This window comes from Staphylococcus sp. M0911, assembly GCF_003491325.1.
Lineage (GTDB): Bacteria > Bacillota > Bacilli > Staphylococcales > Staphylococcaceae > Staphylococcus > Staphylococcus warneri_A.
This window is the reverse complement of record NZ_CP022881.1, coordinates 1,930,113-1,947,030: the sequence shown is the minus strand read 5'-3', so window position 1 is coordinate 1,947,030 and position 16,918 is coordinate 1,930,113. Positions and strand designations below refer to the sequence as shown.

The 16,918-nt window shown below is 33.2% G+C and carries 21 protein-coding genes and 1 other RNA gene; 20 read left to right on the top strand and 2 right to left on the bottom strand.

Annotation, left to right across the window (positions count from 1 at the left end):
* Position 1 precedes the first annotated feature (1 nt).
* The 8 genes from gpmI to ssrA all read left to right on the top strand — a co-directional run bounded on the left by gpmI (position 2) and on the right by ssrA (position 8,246).
* Positions 2-1,519: a 2,3-bisphosphoglycerate-independent phosphoglycerate mutase gene (gene gpmI, locus ssp1_RS09490; RefSeq protein WP_002465365.1), complete on the top strand. Its 1,518-nt coding sequence runs from the start codon at positions 2-4 to the stop codon at positions 1,517-1,519.
* A 141-nt stretch (positions 1,520-1,660) separates the two neighbouring features.
* Positions 1,661-2,965 (top strand): surface-displayed alpha-enolase, encoded by a 1,305-nt coding sequence (gene eno, locus ssp1_RS09485; protein WP_002450894.1) that lies wholly within the window; start codon positions 1,661-1,663, stop codon positions 2,963-2,965.
* A 211-nt stretch (positions 2,966-3,176) separates the two neighbouring features.
* Positions 3,177-3,635, top strand: coding sequence for a hypothetical protein (locus ssp1_RS09480; protein ID WP_118828203.1), 459 nt, complete (start codon positions 3,177-3,179; stop codon positions 3,633-3,635).
* A gap of 68 nt (positions 3,636-3,703) precedes the next feature.
* A complete protein-coding gene (secG, locus tag ssp1_RS09475; protein WP_118828202.1) occupies positions 3,704-3,937 on the top strand; it encodes a preprotein translocase subunit SecG in 234 nt (77 codons plus the stop codon).
* Positions 3,938-4,071: 134 nt separating this feature from the next.
* Positions 4,072-4,812: an alpha/beta hydrolase gene (locus tag ssp1_RS09470; protein WP_075778937.1), complete on the top strand. Its 741-nt coding sequence runs from the start codon at positions 4,072-4,074 to the stop codon at positions 4,810-4,812.
* Between the two features lie 33 nt (positions 4,813-4,845).
* Positions 4,846-7,221 (top strand): ribonuclease R, encoded by a 2,376-nt coding sequence (gene rnr, locus ssp1_RS09465; protein ID WP_075778938.1) that lies wholly within the window; start codon positions 4,846-4,848, stop codon positions 7,219-7,221.
* A gap of 21 nt (positions 7,222-7,242) precedes the next feature.
* Positions 7,243-7,707, top strand: coding sequence for an SsrA-binding protein SmpB (gene smpB / locus ssp1_RS09460; RefSeq protein WP_002466079.1), 465 nt, complete (start codon positions 7,243-7,245; stop codon positions 7,705-7,707).
* Positions 7,708-7,884: 177 nt separating this feature from the next.
* Positions 7,885-8,246, top strand: a transfer-messenger RNA (tmRNA) gene (ssrA, locus tag ssp1_RS09455).
* Between the two features lie 111 nt (positions 8,247-8,357).
* On the opposite strand, the gene ssp1_RS09450 is transcribed toward ssrA, so the two are convergent.
* Complete coding sequence (locus ssp1_RS09450; RefSeq protein ID WP_096659598.1) at positions 8,358-9,464, bottom strand: tyrosine-type recombinase/integrase; 1,107 nt, start codon at positions 9,462-9,464, stop codon at positions 8,358-8,360.
* Between the two features lie 5 nt (positions 9,465-9,469).
* The gene (locus tag ssp1_RS09445) at positions 9,470-10,078 is read right to left on the bottom strand and encodes a helix-turn-helix domain-containing protein (RefSeq protein WP_223223800.1); all 609 of its coding nucleotides are present in this window, start codon (positions 10,076-10,078) and stop codon (positions 9,470-9,472) included.
* A 196-nt stretch (positions 10,079-10,274) separates the two neighbouring features.
* Between ssp1_RS09445 and ssp1_RS09440 the strand changes: the two genes are divergently transcribed.
* The 12 genes from ssp1_RS09440 to ssp1_RS09385 all read left to right on the top strand — a co-directional run bounded on the left by ssp1_RS09440 (position 10,275) and on the right by ssp1_RS09385 (position 16,895).
* Complete coding sequence (locus tag ssp1_RS09440) at positions 10,275-10,487, top strand: hypothetical protein (RefSeq protein WP_031895388.1); 213 nt, start codon at positions 10,275-10,277, stop codon at positions 10,485-10,487.
* A 28-nt stretch (positions 10,488-10,515) separates the two neighbouring features.
* On the top strand, positions 10,516-10,743 hold the full coding sequence (locus ssp1_RS09435) for a helix-turn-helix transcriptional regulator (RefSeq protein ID WP_000164237.1): 228 nt from the start codon (positions 10,516-10,518) through the stop codon (positions 10,741-10,743).
* Positions 10,740-10,913 carry a hypothetical protein gene (locus ssp1_RS09430; protein ID WP_000784892.1) on the top strand — a complete coding sequence of 58 codons (174 nt, stop codon included), beginning with the start codon at positions 10,740-10,742 and terminating at the stop codon, positions 10,911-10,913. Before ssp1_RS09435 ends, ssp1_RS09430 begins: the two co-directional genes overlap by 4 nt.
* Entirely contained in the window at positions 10,880-11,083 is a 204-nt protein-coding gene (locus ssp1_RS09425) for a pathogenicity island protein (RefSeq protein ID WP_107536093.1), read from the top strand. The genes ssp1_RS09430 and ssp1_RS09425 overlap by 34 nt, the downstream gene beginning before the upstream one ends.
* A gap of 1 nt (position 11,084) precedes the next feature.
* The gene (locus ssp1_RS09420) at positions 11,085-11,468 is read left to right on the top strand and encodes a hypothetical protein (protein WP_000403833.1); all 384 of its coding nucleotides are present in this window, start codon (positions 11,085-11,087) and stop codon (positions 11,466-11,468) included.
* Entirely contained in the window at positions 11,469-11,777 is a 309-nt protein-coding gene (gene tscT, locus ssp1_RS09415; protein ID WP_107536094.1) for a type II toxin-antitoxin system toxin TscT, read from the top strand.
* Between the two features lie 59 nt (positions 11,778-11,836).
* Positions 11,837-13,453 (top strand): phage resistance protein, encoded by a 1,617-nt coding sequence (locus ssp1_RS09410; RefSeq protein WP_103219655.1) that lies wholly within the window; start codon positions 11,837-11,839, stop codon positions 13,451-13,453.
* A 175-nt stretch (positions 13,454-13,628) separates the two neighbouring features.
* Positions 13,629-14,432: a bifunctional DNA primase/polymerase gene (locus ssp1_RS09405; RefSeq protein WP_000148373.1), complete on the top strand. Its 804-nt coding sequence runs from the start codon at positions 13,629-13,631 to the stop codon at positions 14,430-14,432.
* Positions 14,419-14,691 carry a hypothetical protein gene (locus ssp1_RS09400; RefSeq protein ID WP_001149389.1) on the top strand — a complete coding sequence of 91 codons (273 nt, stop codon included), beginning with the start codon at positions 14,419-14,421 and terminating at the stop codon, positions 14,689-14,691. The genes ssp1_RS09405 and ssp1_RS09400 overlap by 14 nt, the downstream gene beginning before the upstream one ends.
* Before the next feature lies 1 nt (position 14,692).
* A complete protein-coding gene (locus ssp1_RS09395; protein ID WP_107536095.1) occupies positions 14,693-15,334 on the top strand; it encodes a pathogenicity island protein in 642 nt (213 codons plus the stop codon).
* A gap of 535 nt (positions 15,335-15,869) precedes the next feature.
* On the top strand, positions 15,870-16,211 hold the full coding sequence (locus ssp1_RS09390) for a pathogenicity island protein (protein WP_107536096.1): 342 nt from the start codon (positions 15,870-15,872) through the stop codon (positions 16,209-16,211).
* Between the two features lie 30 nt (positions 16,212-16,241).
* On the top strand, positions 16,242-16,895 hold the full coding sequence (locus ssp1_RS09385) for a hypothetical protein (RefSeq protein ID WP_000214169.1): 654 nt from the start codon (positions 16,242-16,244) through the stop codon (positions 16,893-16,895).
* Positions 16,896-16,918 lie beyond the last annotated feature (23 nt).

Below are 16,918 nucleotides of genomic sequence, written 5' to 3'. Positions count from 1 at the left end.
TATGGCAAAACAACCAACTGCCTTAATCATTTTAGATGGTTTTGCAAATCGTGAAAGTGAACACGGTAACGCTGTAAAATTAGCAAACAAACCTAATTTTGATCGTTACTACAATAAATATCCAACTACTCAAATTGAAGCTAGTGGATTAGATGTTGGTCTTCCTGAAGGCCAAATGGGTAACTCTGAAGTAGGACACATGAATATTGGTGCTGGACGTATTGTTTATCAAAGTTTAACTCGTATTAACAAATCAATCGAAGACGGAGATTTCTTCGAAAATGATGTGTTAAATAACGCAGTAAAACATGTGAAAGACAACAATTCAGCATTACATGTATTCGGTTTACTATCAGATGGCGGTGTTCACAGTCATTATAAACACTTATTTGCGATTTTAGAATTAGCTAAAAAGCAAGGTGTTGAGAAAGTATATGTACATGCATTTTTAGATGGACGTGACGTTGATCAAAAATCTGCAATTAAATATATCGAAGAAACAGAAGCTAAATTCAAAGAATTAGGTGTAGGCCAATTCGCTTCAGTATCTGGACGTTATTATGCAATGGACCGTGATAAACGTTGGGATCGTGAAGAAAAAGCTTACAACGCAATTCGTAATTTTGAAGGTCCTACATTCGCTACTGCTAAAGAAGGTGTAGAAGCGAACTATGATAAAGATTTAACAGATGAGTTTGTTGAACCATTTATCGTTGAAGGACAAAATGATGGCGTTAATGACGGAGATGCAGTTATTTTCTATAACTTCCGTCCAGACAGAGCTGCACAATTATCAGAAGTATTCACTAATAAAGCATTTGAAGGTTTCAAAGTAGAACGAGTTAACGACTTATTCTACGCTACATTTACAAAATACAACGATGACGTTGATGCTGAAGTTGTATTTGAAAAAGTAGATCTTAAAAATACAATTGGTGAAGTTGCTCAAGATAATAATCTTACACAATTACGTATTGCTGAGACAGAAAAATTCCCTCATGTTACTTACTTCATGAGTGGTGGTCGTAATGCTGAATTTGAAGGTGAACGTAGACGTTTAATCGATTCACCTAAAGTTGCAACTTACGACTTAAAACCAGAAATGAGTGCATACGAAGTAAAAGATGCCTTATTAGAAGAATTAGACAAAGGCGACTTAGATTTAATCTTGTTAAACTTTGCTAATCCAGACATGGTAGGTCACAGTGGTATGTTAGAGCCAACAATCAAAGCTATCGAAGCTGTTGATGAATGTTTAGGTGAAGTTGTAGATAAAATTATCGACATGGGTGGTCATGCGATCATCACTGCAGACCATGGTAACTCTGACCAAGTCTTAACAGATGATGATCAACCAATGACTACACATACAACTAACCCAGTTCCAGTTATTGTTACAAAAGAAGGCGTAACTTTAAGAGAAACTGGTCGTTTAGGCGACTTAGCTCCAACATTATTAGATTTATTAAATGTTCAACAACCTGAAGATATGACAGGCGAATCTTTAATTAATCATTAATTTATAGAAAATATGTTTCAAATAAGGGATTAAGTTCCCTTGTTTGTTAACTTTTCGTTAACAACATGTATTATCATTTTATTAATTAAATAAATAAAGCTATAATAGCTTTAAATCATATATTTAAAGGAGAAATTAAACATGCCAATTATTACAGATGTTTACGCTCGCGAAGTCTTAGATTCACGTGGTAACCCAACAGTTGAGGTAGAAGTATTAACTGAAAGTGGCGCATTCGGCCGTGCATTAGTACCATCAGGTGCTTCTACAGGTGAACACGAAGCAGTAGAATTACGTGACGGTGACAAATCACGTTACTTAGGTAAAGGTGTTACTAAAGCTGTTGAAAACGTAAATGAAATCATCGCACCAGAAATCGTTGAAGGTGAATTCTCAGTATTAGATCAAGTATCTATCGACAAAATGATGATTCAATTAGACGGTACTTCAAATAAAGGTAAATTAGGTGCTAACGCTATTTTAGGTGTATCAATCGCCGTAGCTAGAGCAGCAGCTGACTTATTAGGTCAACCTTTATACAAATACTTAGGTGGATTTAACGGTAAACAATTACCAGTTCCAATGATGAACATCGTTAACGGTGGTTCTCACTCAGATGCACCAATCGCATTCCAAGAGTTCATGATTTTACCAGTAGGTGCTGAATCATTCAAAGAATCATTACGTTGGGGCGCTGAAATCTTCCATAACTTAAAATCAATTTTAAGTAAACGTGGATTAGAAACTGCAGTAGGTGACGAAGGTGGTTTCGCTCCTAAATTTGAAGGTACAGAAGATGCTGTAGAAACAATTATCCAAGCTATCGAAGCAGCTGGTTACAAACCAGGTGAAGAAGTATTCTTAGGATTTGACTGTGCTTCATCAGAATTCTACGAAAATGGTGTTTATGATTACACTAAATTCGAAGGTGAACATGGTGCTAAACGTAGTGCAGCTGAACAAGTTGACTACTTAGAACAATTAATCAACAAATACCCAATCATCACTATTGAAGATGGTATGGACGAAAACGACTGGGAAGGTTGGAAACAACTTACAGAACGTATCGGTGATAAAGTACAATTAGTTGGCGACGATTTATTCGTAACTAACACTGAAATCTTATCTAAAGGTATCGAACAAGGTATTGGTAACTCAATCTTAATCAAAGTTAACCAAATCGGTACTTTAACTGAAACATTCGATGCGATCGAAATGGCTCAAAAAGCTGGTTACACAGCAGTAGTTTCTCACCGTTCAGGTGAAACAGAAGATACAACAATTTCTGATATCGCTGTTGCTACAAACGCTGGTCAAATCAAAACTGGTTCATTATCAAGAACTGACCGTATCGCTAAATACAATCAATTATTACGTATTGAAGATGAATTATACGAAACTGCTAAATTTGATGGTATTAAATCATTCTACAATTTAGATAAATAAGTTTTGTTTTAACATTTAAATTATTGAGTTCACGCTAAAAGTCTAGGATGTGCATCCTAGAAACATAACCCGTTACAGAGTTGAGGCTGTAACGGGTTTTTAATATGTCATTGTAGTTGATCATTTATAAGTGCATCAATAAGTATGATTTAACTTATATATACAAACTGGTATAATAATGTAAGTATTCAATTGTAAAAGGAGAACGATAATGGCTGAAACAACAAAAAAAGAAGTCGTTACAGGTAATGTAATAGCTATCAGTTCACTTATATTTTTCATATTGTTAATCATTCATAATTTTATCGTGTTAGATGCTACAACAGTTAAAACATTGTTATCACTAGCAGGTCAAAAGACAACGACTAATTCAGTGAATCAAGTATTAAACAGTTTCAGATTTGACGGTGTCATGTATTTATTAGCATATTTATCAGGTGTCATTGCATATTGGAATCGCCATCCTTATTTATGGTGGTTTATGTTTGCAGTATATATTTCGAATGCTTTCTTTACACTCGTCAATTTATACATGGTTGTACATGCGATACTAGATGTTAAAAGTGTGATCGCCATATTACCTATTTTAATTGTAGTGATTGGTTCACTTATTTTAGCAGCATATATGTTAGTCGTATCAATTAAGCGTAAAAGTACGTTCAATCGATAGAAGATTGATAAACAATACGAATATGTGTTATAATTCGATTCGTATATAATGAATGGAGGACAATTTTTATGCATACATTTTTCGTCGTATTATTAATTATAGATTGTATTGCATTAGTGACTGTTGTATTACTCCAAGAAGGAAAAAGTAATGGACTTTCAGGTGCTATCAGTGGCGGCGCAGAACAGTTGTTTGGTAAACAAAAACAACGTGGCGTCGATTTATTCTTGCATAGATTAACAATAATTTTATTTGTAATATTCTTTTTACTTATGATTGGCATAAGTTATCTTGGTTTATAAGGTCCGACGATGTTCATGTCGGGCTTTTTTATTTATAATAAAGAGAAAATGAATGATAGAGATATTGAGTAATAAAGGGAAGTCGTTTGATATAAAAATGGTTTATGAATACTTTTGGAAGAGGGATGAACATCATGCAAATTAAACTACCTAAGCCTTTCTTTTTCGAAGAGGGCAAGCGTGCAGTATTGTTATTACATGGATTTACAGGTAATTCTTCAGATGTAAGACAATTAGGCCGTTTCTTACAGAAAAAGGGCTATACATCTTATGCGCCACAATATGAGGGCCATGCTGCACCACCTGAAGAGATATTAAAATCAAGTCCATACGTATGGTTTAAAGATGTCTTAGATGGCTATCAATATTTAGTTGATCAAGGATATGATGAAATTGCAGTTGCGGGATTATCATTAGGTGGCGTTTTTGCTTTAAAATTAAGCTTAAACAGAGATGTTAAGGGTATTATAACTATGTGCGCTCCTATGGATGATAAGTCATCGAGCACAATTTACGACGGATTTTTAGAATATGCTAGAAATTTCAAGAAATATGAGGGTAAAGATCAAGCGACCATTGATCAAGAAATGGAACATTTCCATCCAACTGAAACACTTGAAGAATTAAGTGCTACAATGAAAGGCGTTAAAGATCAAGTAGATGAAGTGATGGACCCAATATTAGTTGTACAAGCAGAACAAGACAAAATGATTGATCCTCAATCAGCAAATTATATATATGAAACTGTAGAATCTGATGATAAAGATATTAAATGGTATGCGAACTCAGGACATGTAATCACAATCGATAAAGAAAAAGTACAAGTCTTTGAGGATATTTACGCATTTTTAGAATCATTAGATTGGTCAGAATAAAAATAAACAAGATAATTAGAAAGGAGGGGCATAATGAATTTAAAACAATCCATCGAAGAAATGATTAAACAACCTGACTACGAACCCATGTCAGTATCAGATTTTCAAGATGCGTTAGGTTTAAATAGTGCCGACTCATTCAGAGATTTAATAAAGGTGCTTGTTGAACTAGAACAAACTGGTTTAATTGAACGTACGAAGACAGATAGATATCAACGAAAGCAATCTAGTAAGTCTAACTCGAAATTAGTAAGAGGAACGTTAAGTCAGAATAAAAAGGGATTTGCGTTCTTAAGACCAGAAGAAGAGGGTGTAGATGACATCTTCATCCCGCCAACAAAAATCAATAGAGCCTTAGATGGAGATACCGTCATTGTAGAAGTTCACAAAGGTAGAGGCGACTTTAAAGGCAAGACAGAAGGTGAAGTCAAATCCATCGAAAAACATTCTGTCACTCAAGTAGTAGGTACTTATAGTGAAGCGAAACATTTCGGCTTTGTCATTCCAGATGATAAACGTATTATGCAGGATATCTTTATTCCTAAGGGTCAAAGCTTAGGTGCAGTAGATGGTCATAAAGTATTAGTGCAAATCACTAAATATGCTGATGGAACAGATAACCCGGAAGGCCACATTTCAGCTATACTAGGCCATAAAAACGATCCTGGTGTAGATATTTTATCTATCATTTATCAACATGGTATTGAGATAGAATTCCCAGATAATGTACTTAAAGAAGCTGAAGATGTTCCTGATGAAATTGAGCCTTCTGAAATCGAAGGACGTCATGATTTAAGAGACGAATTAACGATTACAATTGATGGCGCAGATGCTAAAGACTTAGATGACGCCATTAGCGTTAAAAAATTAAAAAATGGTAATACGGAATTAACGGTAAGTATTGCAGATGTAAGTTATTATGTAACTGAAGATTCAGCTTTAGATAAAGAAGCTTATGATAGAGCTACAAGTGTGTACTTAGTAGACAGAGTTATTCCAATGATTCCGCATAGATTAAGTAATGGTATTTGTTCATTAAATCCTGAAGTTGATCGTTTAACGTTAAGCTGTCGTATGGAAATCAATGCACGTGGTGAAGTAGTGAACCATGACATTTTTGATAGTGTCATCCATTCTAACTACAGAATGACTTATGATGCTGTTAACCAAATTATTACTGAACAGAATCCAGATGTACGTCGTCAATATAGTGAAGTCACACCAATGCTTGACTTGGCACAAGATTTATCTAACCGTTTAGTAAATATGAGAAAACGTCGTGGTGAAATTGATTTCGACATTAACGAAGCGAAAGTGCTTGTTAATGAAGATGGTATCCCAACAGATGTACAAGTGCGTGAACGTGGTGAAGGTGAACGTTTAATTGAGTCATTCATGTTAGCGGCTAATGAAACCGTAGCTGAACACTTTAATAAACTAGAAGTACCATTTATCTATCGTGTCCACGAACAACCTAAATCAGAACGCTTGAGACAGTTCTTTGACTTTATTACGAACTTTGGCATTATGATTAAAGGGACAGGTGAAGATATTCATCCGACAACGCTTCAAAATATTCAAGAAGAAGTTGAAGGACGACCAGAACAAATGGTTATCTCAACCATGATGTTACGTTCAATGCAACAAGCGCATTATGATGATGTGAACTTAGGTCACTTTGGTCTATCTGCAGAATATTACACACATTTCACATCACCTATACGTCGTTACCCAGATTTAACGGTGCACCGTTTAATTCGTAAATACCTTATTGAACATACAATGGATAAAAAGGAACAACATAAATGGGAAGATAAACTACCAGAACTTGCTGAACACACATCTCAACGGGAACGTCGTGCGATTGAAGCAGAACGTGATACAGATGAGTTGAAGAAAGCTGAATATATGATTCAACACATTGGTGACGAATTCGAAGGTATCATTAGTTCTGTAGCTAATTTTGGTATGTTCATTGAATTACCTAATACCATTGAAGGTATGGTTCATATTTCAAATATGACTGATGATTATTATCAATTTGATGAACGTCAAATGGCATTAATTGGTGAACGCCAAGCCAAAGTTTTCCGTATCGGTGATGCTGTCAAAGTCAAAGTGACACATGTCGATGTGGATGAACGCATGATTGACTTCCAAATCGTCGGAATGCCATTACCTAAGAATGATAGAAGCCAACGACCAGCACGTGGTAAGACCATTCAAGCAAAAACACGTGGTAAATCATTAGATAAATCAAAATCTGATGATAAAGGAAATGGCAAAAATAAGCGTAAACAACGTAAAGGTAAAAATGCACGCCAACAAGATAAAAAAGGTAACACGAAGCATAAACCATTCTATAAAGATAAAAGCGTTAAGAAAAAATCACGTAAAAAGAAAAAATAAGCAGCAAAGAGGTGAGACAGAATGGCTAAGAAAAAATCACCAGGCACATTAGCTGAAAACCGTAAAGCAAGACATGATTATAATATAGAAGATACGATTGAAGCGGGGATTGTGTTACAAGGTACAGAGATTAAATCTATACGTAGAGGTAGCGCCAATCTTAAAGATAGCTATGCTCAAGTAAAACGCGGTGAAATCTATTTAAATAATATGCATATTGCGCCATATGAAGAAGGTAACCGATTTAACCATGATCCATTGCGATCACGTAAATTGCTCCTTCATAAAAGAGAAATTATTAAATTAGGTGACCGCACACGAGAAATAGGGTATTCTATTATTCCGCTAAAATTGTACTTAAAGCATGGTCAATGCAAAGTATTATTAGGTATTGCTCGCGGTAAGAAAAAATATGACAAACGACAAGCTTTAAAAGAAAAAGCAGTCAAACGTGATATGGATCGCGCAGTAAAAGCCCGTTATTAAGCAATACTATTGCTTACACGGGCTACATTTGATATATTAATAAGTGCTTTGTTAGAAAAGTGGTTGAGTAAGAACATCTTATTTTAGGTGACTCAGACGTTGTTCATCAAGTGCGAGTGACAATGATAATATTATTGTTAACGACATGTTTGATTTCTACAAAGTACATTTTATTACGGGGACGTTTATGGATTCGACAGGGGTCCCCAGAGCTTATTAAGCGTGTCGGAGGGTTGTCTCCGTCACTAACACACTCAGTTTATAATAACTGGCAAATCAAACAATAATTTCGCAGTAGCTGCCTAATAGCACTCTGCATCGCCTAACAGCATCTCCTATGTGCTGTTAACGCGATTCAACCTAAGTAGGATATGCTAAACACTGCCGTTTGAAGTCTGTTTAGATGAAAACCAATCAAACTAGCATAATGTTGGTTGTTTATCACCTCTCATTATGCGAAACTAAATGATAAACTACACACGTAGAAAGATATGTATCAGGACCTCTGGACGCGGGTTCGAATCCCGCCGTCTCCATTATATAGTCTGCGACCTTAGTGGTTGTGGGCTTTTCATTTTTGAGTGCACAGATAGTGCACAGAAAATGCACAGGATACAAAAAGACACCACCAATTTTAGTTGGTAGTGACTTTATAAGTATTTAACTATTTCTTTCTGTGTACTAGGATATAAATGACCATATCGGTTATACACTTCTGTCGTATCGCTGTGACCTAAACGCTGAGCTATAATCATTACACTAGCCCCTAGATTAACTAGCATAGATGCATGGCTATGTCTTAACTCGTGTATAACGATTCTAGGGAAATTTTGTCCGTTTGGTAATTGCTCATCCAACACTTTTAATGCGTTAGTAAACCAACGATCAATAGTAGACTCGCTGTAAGCTTTATAGAATGTACCAAACAATACATAGTCGTCCTTGTATATGTTATTCTCTTTATACCAAATTAAATAATCTTTGATGTCATACATCATGTGAGTAGGCAAATATATATCACGTATGGCTGATTTCGTTTTAGGGGCTGTCACTTCACCGTGATAGTCCGTTTTGTTTATATGGATAAAGTCATCATCAAAGTTAATATCGCGCCATGTGAGAGCTCTGATTTCGCCCTTTCTTGCTCCAGAGTAGAACAATAGTTTAAAAAATAATTTTTGTTGTTGTGTAGCAAGCGCATCATAGAATTGATTGAATTGTTCTAACGTCCAATAATTCAATCGTTTCTGTGATTCTATTTCAAAATTCCCTACAAGAGATGCAACATTTTGTTTTAACTCATGAAACTTCATTGCATGATTCAGTAATGATACTAAATATACATGCATCTTCTTTAAGTAGTCTCCAGAATGCCCCTCTTTTAACTTCTTATTCTGAAATTTCATCACATCTTGTGTAGTCATTTTAAACACGTCCATAGATTTAAAATAAGGTAGCAAATGGTTATTGGTATGTGTCTTTAATGCTTTTACACTTGATGTCTTTCGACGCGCTGAATACCAGTCTATATATTCTTCAACGAGCTTGTCAAAAGGTAACCTATTAAGGTGTCCGACTCCCTCTAATTCGTCCATCATTTCGTTACATTTCTTTACTGCATCTTTACGTTGTTTAAACCCCTTACGTGTTATGTACTTACGAGTATTGCTTTTGTCATAGTAAGTGATACGGAAATAGTAAGTGCCACGTTTAGCGTCTTTATATATGTTGTGGGATAAGTTTAAGCTATATGACATTGTATTCACTCTTCACTAATTTTCTCTAGATCATGTTTAACTCTATAGTCATCAATGTATTCTAATAGATCAAAGTATTTGTTAGATATTGTCGTAAGGAATTCATCGATGCTCTCATCTTTTAAAAATTCTTTTGCTTTTGAATCTTCATAATAGTCAACTACTAATTCTTGCGCATTTATTGTTCTTTGATAAGCGAAATATGTTAAAGATTCAAGATCTCTATTTCCTAAATCTAATTCTAATTGTAAATAATGTTGTAACAATTTTCTAAATAAATTTTCGTTAAAATTTTCTTTACCTCTTTCATAATAGGAAAATATAAAACGAGAAACTGAAGATGATAATTCATTAGCTAGAAAACTATTGTTAGCACACATATTTGTGTCTAAAATAAACTTTATTTCCTCGTTTGCAATACTTTCTAACAACCCTAGAAAATCACCGTATATTAATTGATGTACACTTATATTCCCTAACTTAGCAATCTCTTTTAATCTTTCATTACTTGGTTTTGTTAGCCCTTTTTCCCATTTTGAAACAATAGATTTATGAGCTTTATGTGTGAATTTTTCACCAAACTCTTCCATCGTAAGACCTAATTCTTTTCTAATTTTTTTTATATTATTAGCTAAAATTGATTGTTGTGAAATACTAAACGCCTCCTTAATGATGAATATTTATGTTAGTATTCTATCATTAATTTAGCTTTAGTGGAATTATAAGTTTCATAAAGTATCATAAAAAGTGTTGACAAGTAAAAGGAGAGGTTATATGCTTGTAGCATAAAGTTTCAAGGAGGTGGTTTTGATGAATAATAAAGTAAGCAATTACAGAAGGTATATTGGTTTAACACAAAATCAAATGGCTAATAATTTAAAAATTTCAGTTACTGCTTATAGAAATAAAGAAAGAGGAATAACACCATTTAAAGATTCAGAGAAGGTGTTTATAAAAAATAAATTAATAGAAAATGGTATCAAAGACATTACTATTGATGATATTTTTTTAATTAATAAGTAGCATAAAGTTTCCTTTAGGAGTGATTAGAATGACAAAACTAACTTATCCAATGTTATACATTACTAGAAAAGAAAAAGGTGACACGCAAAAGAAAGTTGCTAGCAAACTTGGTATTAGTCCACAACGCTACCAGTTAAAGGAAAGTGGTAAAGCAATATTTAATTTAAATGAGTGTCAGATTCTTTCAGAAATGTATGACATGCCAATTGATGAGTTATTTTCATCAAAAATTAAAGTAGAGGGGTCAAGGCAATGAAAATGTACTTAACTTATATCTGCTTAGTTTCATTGTTAACAATATTATTACTAGCAATATCTAACATGTATGTCGCTTTTAGTGTGTACGGCATGATGGTAACTTATGGATTTAATTTAACAGGAGAGATTACAACGTGCGAAAACAAGTTATTATTACAAAAACAGTAGTTGGCTGGCACAACATTAAAGATACTCAACATAATTTAATGTTAAATATACCGCCAAAAGTATTTGGACAGTACTTTCCTGATGTTAGTAAAGATGTTCAAGTTGCGTGTTTAGAAATGGATTTATCAAAAATTACAGAAATTAAAAATAAGAAAAAAGTAGGTAGTTAAGATGGAAATCAAACAAAAATATCAATTATCAAAAGTGGTTAAAATATTAGAAGTAGTATTATACGAGGAAGATAAGTTTAAATCCGATAAGGACTATCATTATCAGGATAAAGCATTTTATGAATATGCTTTAAAGTTAGTTCATAATGGATTGTTCAATATTCTTGCTGAATTAGATTTTGAAGATGAAGCATTTTTAATTCTTGATGAAGTAACAATGACGCTAAGTGATGTCATGAAAGAAACACAACACGTTTACCGTTATAGTGTCATAGACGAAAAAGGTGAACATAAACATACAACAGATCGCAAAGGACACGTGATTGGAATGTTAGAGTGGGCATTAGATTACATTGTGGGAAATATTGAAGTGGAGGAATTATAAATGAATTGGGAGATTAGAAATTTAATGTGCAATATAGAGATAGTAAAAGGAAAGTTGGAAGATGTAGCGACTACACATACATGGTTTGTAGATGGACGATTTACGAAGAGATCGTTAAAAACTGAAGAAGAAGTGGTTAATTACGGTCTAGCGTATAACGAACATAGAATTCACAACGAACAAGTTACAGAATTAATGCTTACTTATTTGGAAGAATTAGACAGTTTAATGAATAAGTTTCATGAAATAGAAAAAGCGTCACTCTCCACCGACCAAAGCGAAAGTAACGCAAATGTACAAAGTATTTAATTAAATAAATACTAATTAATATATTAACAAAAACAGAATATTATCGAAAGGGTGACTACATGGACGAAGTATCACTTTATAAAAAACATTTCGAATTTCATTCTAAATTAGATTATGTTTCAACAATTAATCTATCTAGGATAAAAGAGATAAGCAAGCGTATAAACTTTGCATCAATCTCAACAGATAGACAAGTTTTTAATAACAAAGGAAATGTATATCACCGAGAAAAAGATAATGTTGCAGGTGATTATATTAGTAATCTTACTTTAGATTATACCATAAAACCAAAAGAAATTGGGCTTGTTTATGGTACCGTCAATATCAAGACTGTTGATAAAAATGGTGAAGAAGAAAAACAATCTACGTTTAAAACCAGTCATTTTCATAACTATGCACGTTTTATAGCTGATCTAATTTCTGACAGGGTCATTTATTCAAAACAACTAGACTGCTTTATTATAGTTAAGAATAACCAGTATGAAGTGATAGACAATACAAACTTTGCGTTAACCTATCCAGTTGATAACAAGTACTATATTGATGATTTCTTAGATGTGATGTTAGAGCTTTACCGCGAACATTTAAATGTAACTCATAACTTTAAGATTTATCCATATTGCATTGCAGGTAATGACTGGGTATATGATTGCCAAAATTTAACGCTTACAGAACAAAAATTAAAAAGTGATGAGCTCTACTCAATTAAATATGACGTAGATATTAAAGATATCAATTTAGAAATACCCAGAAACTTCTTTGATTTAGTAACTGACAATGAAAAGAGTAAAAACAATTTAATGCTAACACACGCTTATACAATGTATCGAAAAATGAAATTGATACAAGCAGAAAAGTGGTTTTTACTTAAAGATTTTGGTCGTTCTGGAAAAGGTTTGTTTATGGCTACATTTGAAAAATTGATGACAGTGAACAAAGTTAATTTTGATAGCCTTATTTCTGGTGGTTTTGAATCGGCAAATGAGTGGATGAATTTTTACGGTGCAGATATAGCTCATGCTAATGAGACAGGTGAAATCACTAAACAAATGATGCGCATATTAAGAAAAATAGCAACAGGTGAAACAATTTCTGGACGGGGCATTGGAAGAAACGCATTTACATTTAAAAATAACGCCGTATTAATACTAGATACAAATGAAAGTGTCGATACTGGTGAAATTACAGCCAATACAACGCGAACAGTTAAAATATCGCTAAAGGATAGACCCATAAATGAAACTGATGAAGAACGTTATCAGATTTTTAAGCCTTATTGGGATTATATACAACCTAATGGCAACATTTCAGTTAGTGCATCAGTGTCATTCTTAATAGCGAGTTTGGAATATTTAAAAGAAAATGGAAGAGAATTTAAATTTAAGGATGTAACGCTCAAGTATTATTTTAATGAAGATGAATTGACTGAAACTCAAATTACTATGATCAGATTGTTATCAAAACAGGGCTTTATATTAGCAGGCGATGAAACTTTACAACGCTTGATAGAACAAGATTACTCAAGTTTACGTTACAAGAACGCTAAAGAAGACATGAGGAAAATTGGCATTAGTATCAATAATCAAAAGAAAATAGACGGGGTAAATACAAAAGTTCATAAAGTTGGAAACATTGAATTATTTAATATGGCTTTAGAACTAATTTCTGAACACTAAGGTTACTGTAACTCTAGGTAACTTATATAGTAACTCTAAAAATAGCGTTATAACAATTGGTAACCTATATAACTCTTATTACTGTAACATTAATCGATAACTTTTAATATTGTTGATGATATAGGTAAAAATAAGAGTTATTAGAGTTACTGGTTACCTACAAAGGAGGTATACAATGACAGGTTATCATGTAGCAAAACAATTATTAAAAAAGAATATTGAAGTGATACCACTTAATAATCACAAAAAGCCAACAGTTTCATTTGCTGATATAGATATTACCGATGAATTCATTGAATATCATTCTAATATTTATCATCAAACCAATGTATTGGGCGTATTAACACGAGGTGTATGGTGTATCGACATTGATGTAGATCATGAAGATGGTAAGAATGGTTTCGTTAGTTTGAAACAAATACCATATTACGAAGAACTTGTTACCAATGCACAAAATACATTAGTACAGACAACGGCAAGTGGTGGGAAACATATCATATTCAAAAAGCATGACAATATCGAATACGGACAGAAGATAGGTTATTTACCATCTGTTGATATCAAAGCACATCCCAATAATTATTTTGTGCTTGCAGGTAGTCAAACAGCTAAAGGTATATACACTCATAACGGTGTCAATGTAACTAAGTATCAAGGAGAGTTTGAGAAACGAATATTTTCTAAAGCTGGTAATTACAAACAACAAGTATTAGAGCCGTATTCCATTCGACGAGCACTACCTAATTATAGTTTTAGTCACGTAAGAGTTGGCAAAGGTGGAGAAGGCAAACGTGCATATCAACGCATTATAGACGGTCAAAGTGAATATAGGAACAATGATTTATATAAAGCAGTAAGTTACGCGATTCAATGTAACGTAGATATTGAGCCGTTACGTGTATTGATTGGAGATAATAAAAACGGCGATGTATTTACTGAGAGAGACTGGGAGGCGACAGTTAGAAGTGCAAGCCGTTAAAGAGAATTACAATTTAGATGAACAAGCCCAAAGCATCGGCTTAATAACTGGTATATCTAATGAAGTATATTATTGTTCAATAAGTTATGTATCAACGGTTTATTTAGAATATATTGATAACAATTGGACTGCATGGCGTGAGAGTTATATACCTAAATCGAATAAAAGGACAAGTTACAAAGTTATAGCTACAGGAAGTTTTGAGTTAGTGCTAGCTAGATTAAAGAATTATTTAAATTATATAAAAAGGAGTAAATAACATGAACGTAGAAACTATCGTAAACCAATTTGAAACACGAGCAGGCACGTTACTAAGGTACTACACAGGATTATTAGAACATAGTAAAGTGCAACCATGTTGCTTTAAGTTATACAATGATCCATTTGATATGGTTTATGTGATGATGAACGGGAAGTTATTCGGTCATGTATATATTAAAGATTGTAAAGTAAGGCAATCATTTGAATTAGCGTCACCTAAGCACACTGAGGGGCTTATAAGAAGCATAGAGGGGCATTATGTAGGTTATGAATTACATGACGGTAAACAGCTTTCTATTAGTGATATGATGGCTAGTCATTTGTTTGAAGATGAATATTTTATGTATGGATTACAAACATATGCAGAATCAAATAATAGTGATGTGTTTGAGTACCTAGAAAATGGATTTGATACTGATACACTTGAGGGCATTCAATCGAGTAATACTGATGTGATAGCGAATATTGAAATGTTGTATCAGATAGCTACGGGAATCAATGAACCAGCACCAGAGTTAGTTGAGGGATTAAAATTAGTAACTGAGTTTGTACAAGATGAGAAGGCTACACAAGAGGATTACAAGGCTTTAGAACGTAAGTTAACTGAGTTGAAGTCATCTTATTACAGTTTGAATAAGTAATTAAATATGGAGTCACACGTGGTGTGTGGCTCCTAATGTAAAAGTATAAGGTATAGAAGTTTTAAAATGTAAAGGTTGCAACAATAGTGAGTTAATAGATAGGTGTGCGAAATTAAAAAAAGTGTGAAATGTTGATATTGAGCTGTTTTATGGCTTTGAAAATAATAAGGTTATATAAAGGTGTTAGCTTTTAAAATCGGAAGGTATACAGTCTTTGAGAATTGAAAAAATGGCAAGATTTGTGCAAGGTGTGCGAACTTTGTTAACGCTAATACAAGCTAAAGTTTGTGTTTTTGGTATAGGCCTAAAAGTTAAATTCGTTCGCCATTTGTTCGCCCTATTATATCGAACTTAAGTTCTGTATTTGAATGATCTAAAAGGCTCCTTATTAATTTTATAATGTTGTTTTATAAGTTTTATATGAGATAAGCTAAACAACTGACAAAGCGTGCTACAAAGCGAACATAAGTTTGTTTTAGGTCAGTGAAAATGGTATAATTTAGGTATAAAATAATTAAAAGAAAGGGGTGTAGAAATGGAAAGTATCGCAGAAAAAGAGACGTATCATTTACCCACCGAACACCTGCAAGTTTTCAATGTGATAAAAAATACGTCCAATAAATATATTACTAAAACTAAAATCTTAAATCAATTGGGATATGAATATAATTCAAGCAATGAACGATGGTTACGAAGAGTAATCAATTCATTAGTATATGATTATGGCTATCCTATCGGATGCAGTTATAAACCTAGTGAACGTGGTTATTACACCATTACGACAGAACAAGAAAAGCAACAAGCGATGAGAAGTATTAAGAAATTAGCTGATGGCAGTATGAAACGCTATGAAGCTTTGAAACGAATTGAAGTGTAAAACAAAAACTAAAGAAAGAGGTACTTATAAATGACAACTACAACAATCACGGGTGATACGTGGGATGTATATTTTAATGATAGACGTTATAGAAATTTGTTAGGAGATTTTGAAGATCTAATAACAGAAACGAAATCATTAATTAGACAAGGCTATAAAACGGATGTTATTAAAAATAAAATGGATAATAAGGCTTTGAGCCTACAATCTAAATTCAAAGAATTAGGACAAATATTATTAGATGAACATGAAGAAAAAATAGTAGAAATCCAACAAAAAGAGAAAGAATCTTCATATGAGAATCCACAAGTTGAAATGTTGAAACGTCAAGACATAGAGGCGAAAGTAAATTTAATTGATGCAGAAGAACTATTTAATCTTGTTTATAATGCCAATCCTAAAACCACTAATGTATATGAACTTAATATCTATAAAAAAGCGATAGAAAGTCGTCTTACTGAAGATGAAAATGTAAGGTTAAAACCTTACTTTGATGTATTGGTAGAAAAGGTAATTTATCCATATCGAAATAATGAAGAATATCAAAAATTAGAGTATAACTATAATGTTTTAAGACAGTTTGGGTTACAAAATAACGGGCAACCAGTCATCAAAGATAGTGATGGCGATATAGAAATTATTAACATTCAAAGTAAGTATAACGAAGTGTTCCGTAACGCTTAAATCAAAAATAGCCTATCCAATTT

What these genes read in the sequence shown, in the direction of transcription:
- gpmI (WP_002465365.1), top strand. Translation starts at nt 2, where the DNA reads ATGGCAAAACAACCAACTGCCTTAATCATTTTAGATGGTTTTGCAAAT.
- eno (WP_002450894.1), top strand. Translation starts at nt 1,661, where the DNA reads ATGCCAATTATTACAGATGTTTACGCTCGCGAAGTCTTAGATTCACGT.
- ssp1_RS09480 (WP_118828203.1), top strand. Translation starts at nt 3,177, where the DNA reads ATGGCTGAAACAACAAAAAAAGAAGTCGTTACAGGTAATGTAATAGCT.
- secG (WP_118828202.1), top strand. Translation starts at nt 3,704, where the DNA reads ATGCATACATTTTTCGTCGTATTATTAATTATAGATTGTATTGCATTA.
- ssp1_RS09470 (WP_075778937.1), top strand. Translation starts at nt 4,072, where the DNA reads ATGCAAATTAAACTACCTAAGCCTTTCTTTTTCGAAGAGGGCAAGCGT.
- rnr (WP_075778938.1), top strand. Translation starts at nt 4,846, where the DNA reads ATGAATTTAAAACAATCCATCGAAGAAATGATTAAACAACCTGACTAC.
- smpB (WP_002466079.1), top strand. Translation starts at nt 7,243, where the DNA reads ATGGCTAAGAAAAAATCACCAGGCACATTAGCTGAAAACCGTAAAGCA.
- ssp1_RS09450 (WP_096659598.1), bottom strand. Translation starts at nt 9,464, where the DNA reads ATGTCATATAGCTTAAACTTATCCCACAACATATATAAAGACGCTAAA.
- ssp1_RS09440 (WP_031895388.1), top strand. Translation starts at nt 10,275, where the DNA reads ATGAATAATAAAGTAAGCAATTACAGAAGGTATATTGGTTTAACACAA.
- ssp1_RS09435 (WP_000164237.1), top strand. Translation starts at nt 10,516, where the DNA reads ATGACAAAACTAACTTATCCAATGTTATACATTACTAGAAAAGAAAAA.
- ssp1_RS09430 (WP_000784892.1), top strand. Translation starts at nt 10,740, where the DNA reads ATGAAAATGTACTTAACTTATATCTGCTTAGTTTCATTGTTAACAATA.
- ssp1_RS09420 (WP_000403833.1), top strand. Translation starts at nt 11,085, where the DNA reads ATGGAAATCAAACAAAAATATCAATTATCAAAAGTGGTTAAAATATTA.
- tscT (WP_107536094.1), top strand. Translation starts at nt 11,469, where the DNA reads ATGAATTGGGAGATTAGAAATTTAATGTGCAATATAGAGATAGTAAAA.
- ssp1_RS09410 (WP_103219655.1), top strand. Translation starts at nt 11,837, where the DNA reads ATGGACGAAGTATCACTTTATAAAAAACATTTCGAATTTCATTCTAAA.
- ssp1_RS09405 (WP_000148373.1), top strand. Translation starts at nt 13,629, where the DNA reads ATGACAGGTTATCATGTAGCAAAACAATTATTAAAAAAGAATATTGAA.
- ssp1_RS09395 (WP_107536095.1), top strand. Translation starts at nt 14,693, where the DNA reads ATGAACGTAGAAACTATCGTAAACCAATTTGAAACACGAGCAGGCACG.
- ssp1_RS09390 (WP_107536096.1), top strand. Translation starts at nt 15,870, where the DNA reads ATGGAAAGTATCGCAGAAAAAGAGACGTATCATTTACCCACCGAACAC.
- ssp1_RS09385 (WP_000214169.1), top strand. Translation starts at nt 16,242, where the DNA reads ATGACAACTACAACAATCACGGGTGATACGTGGGATGTATATTTTAAT.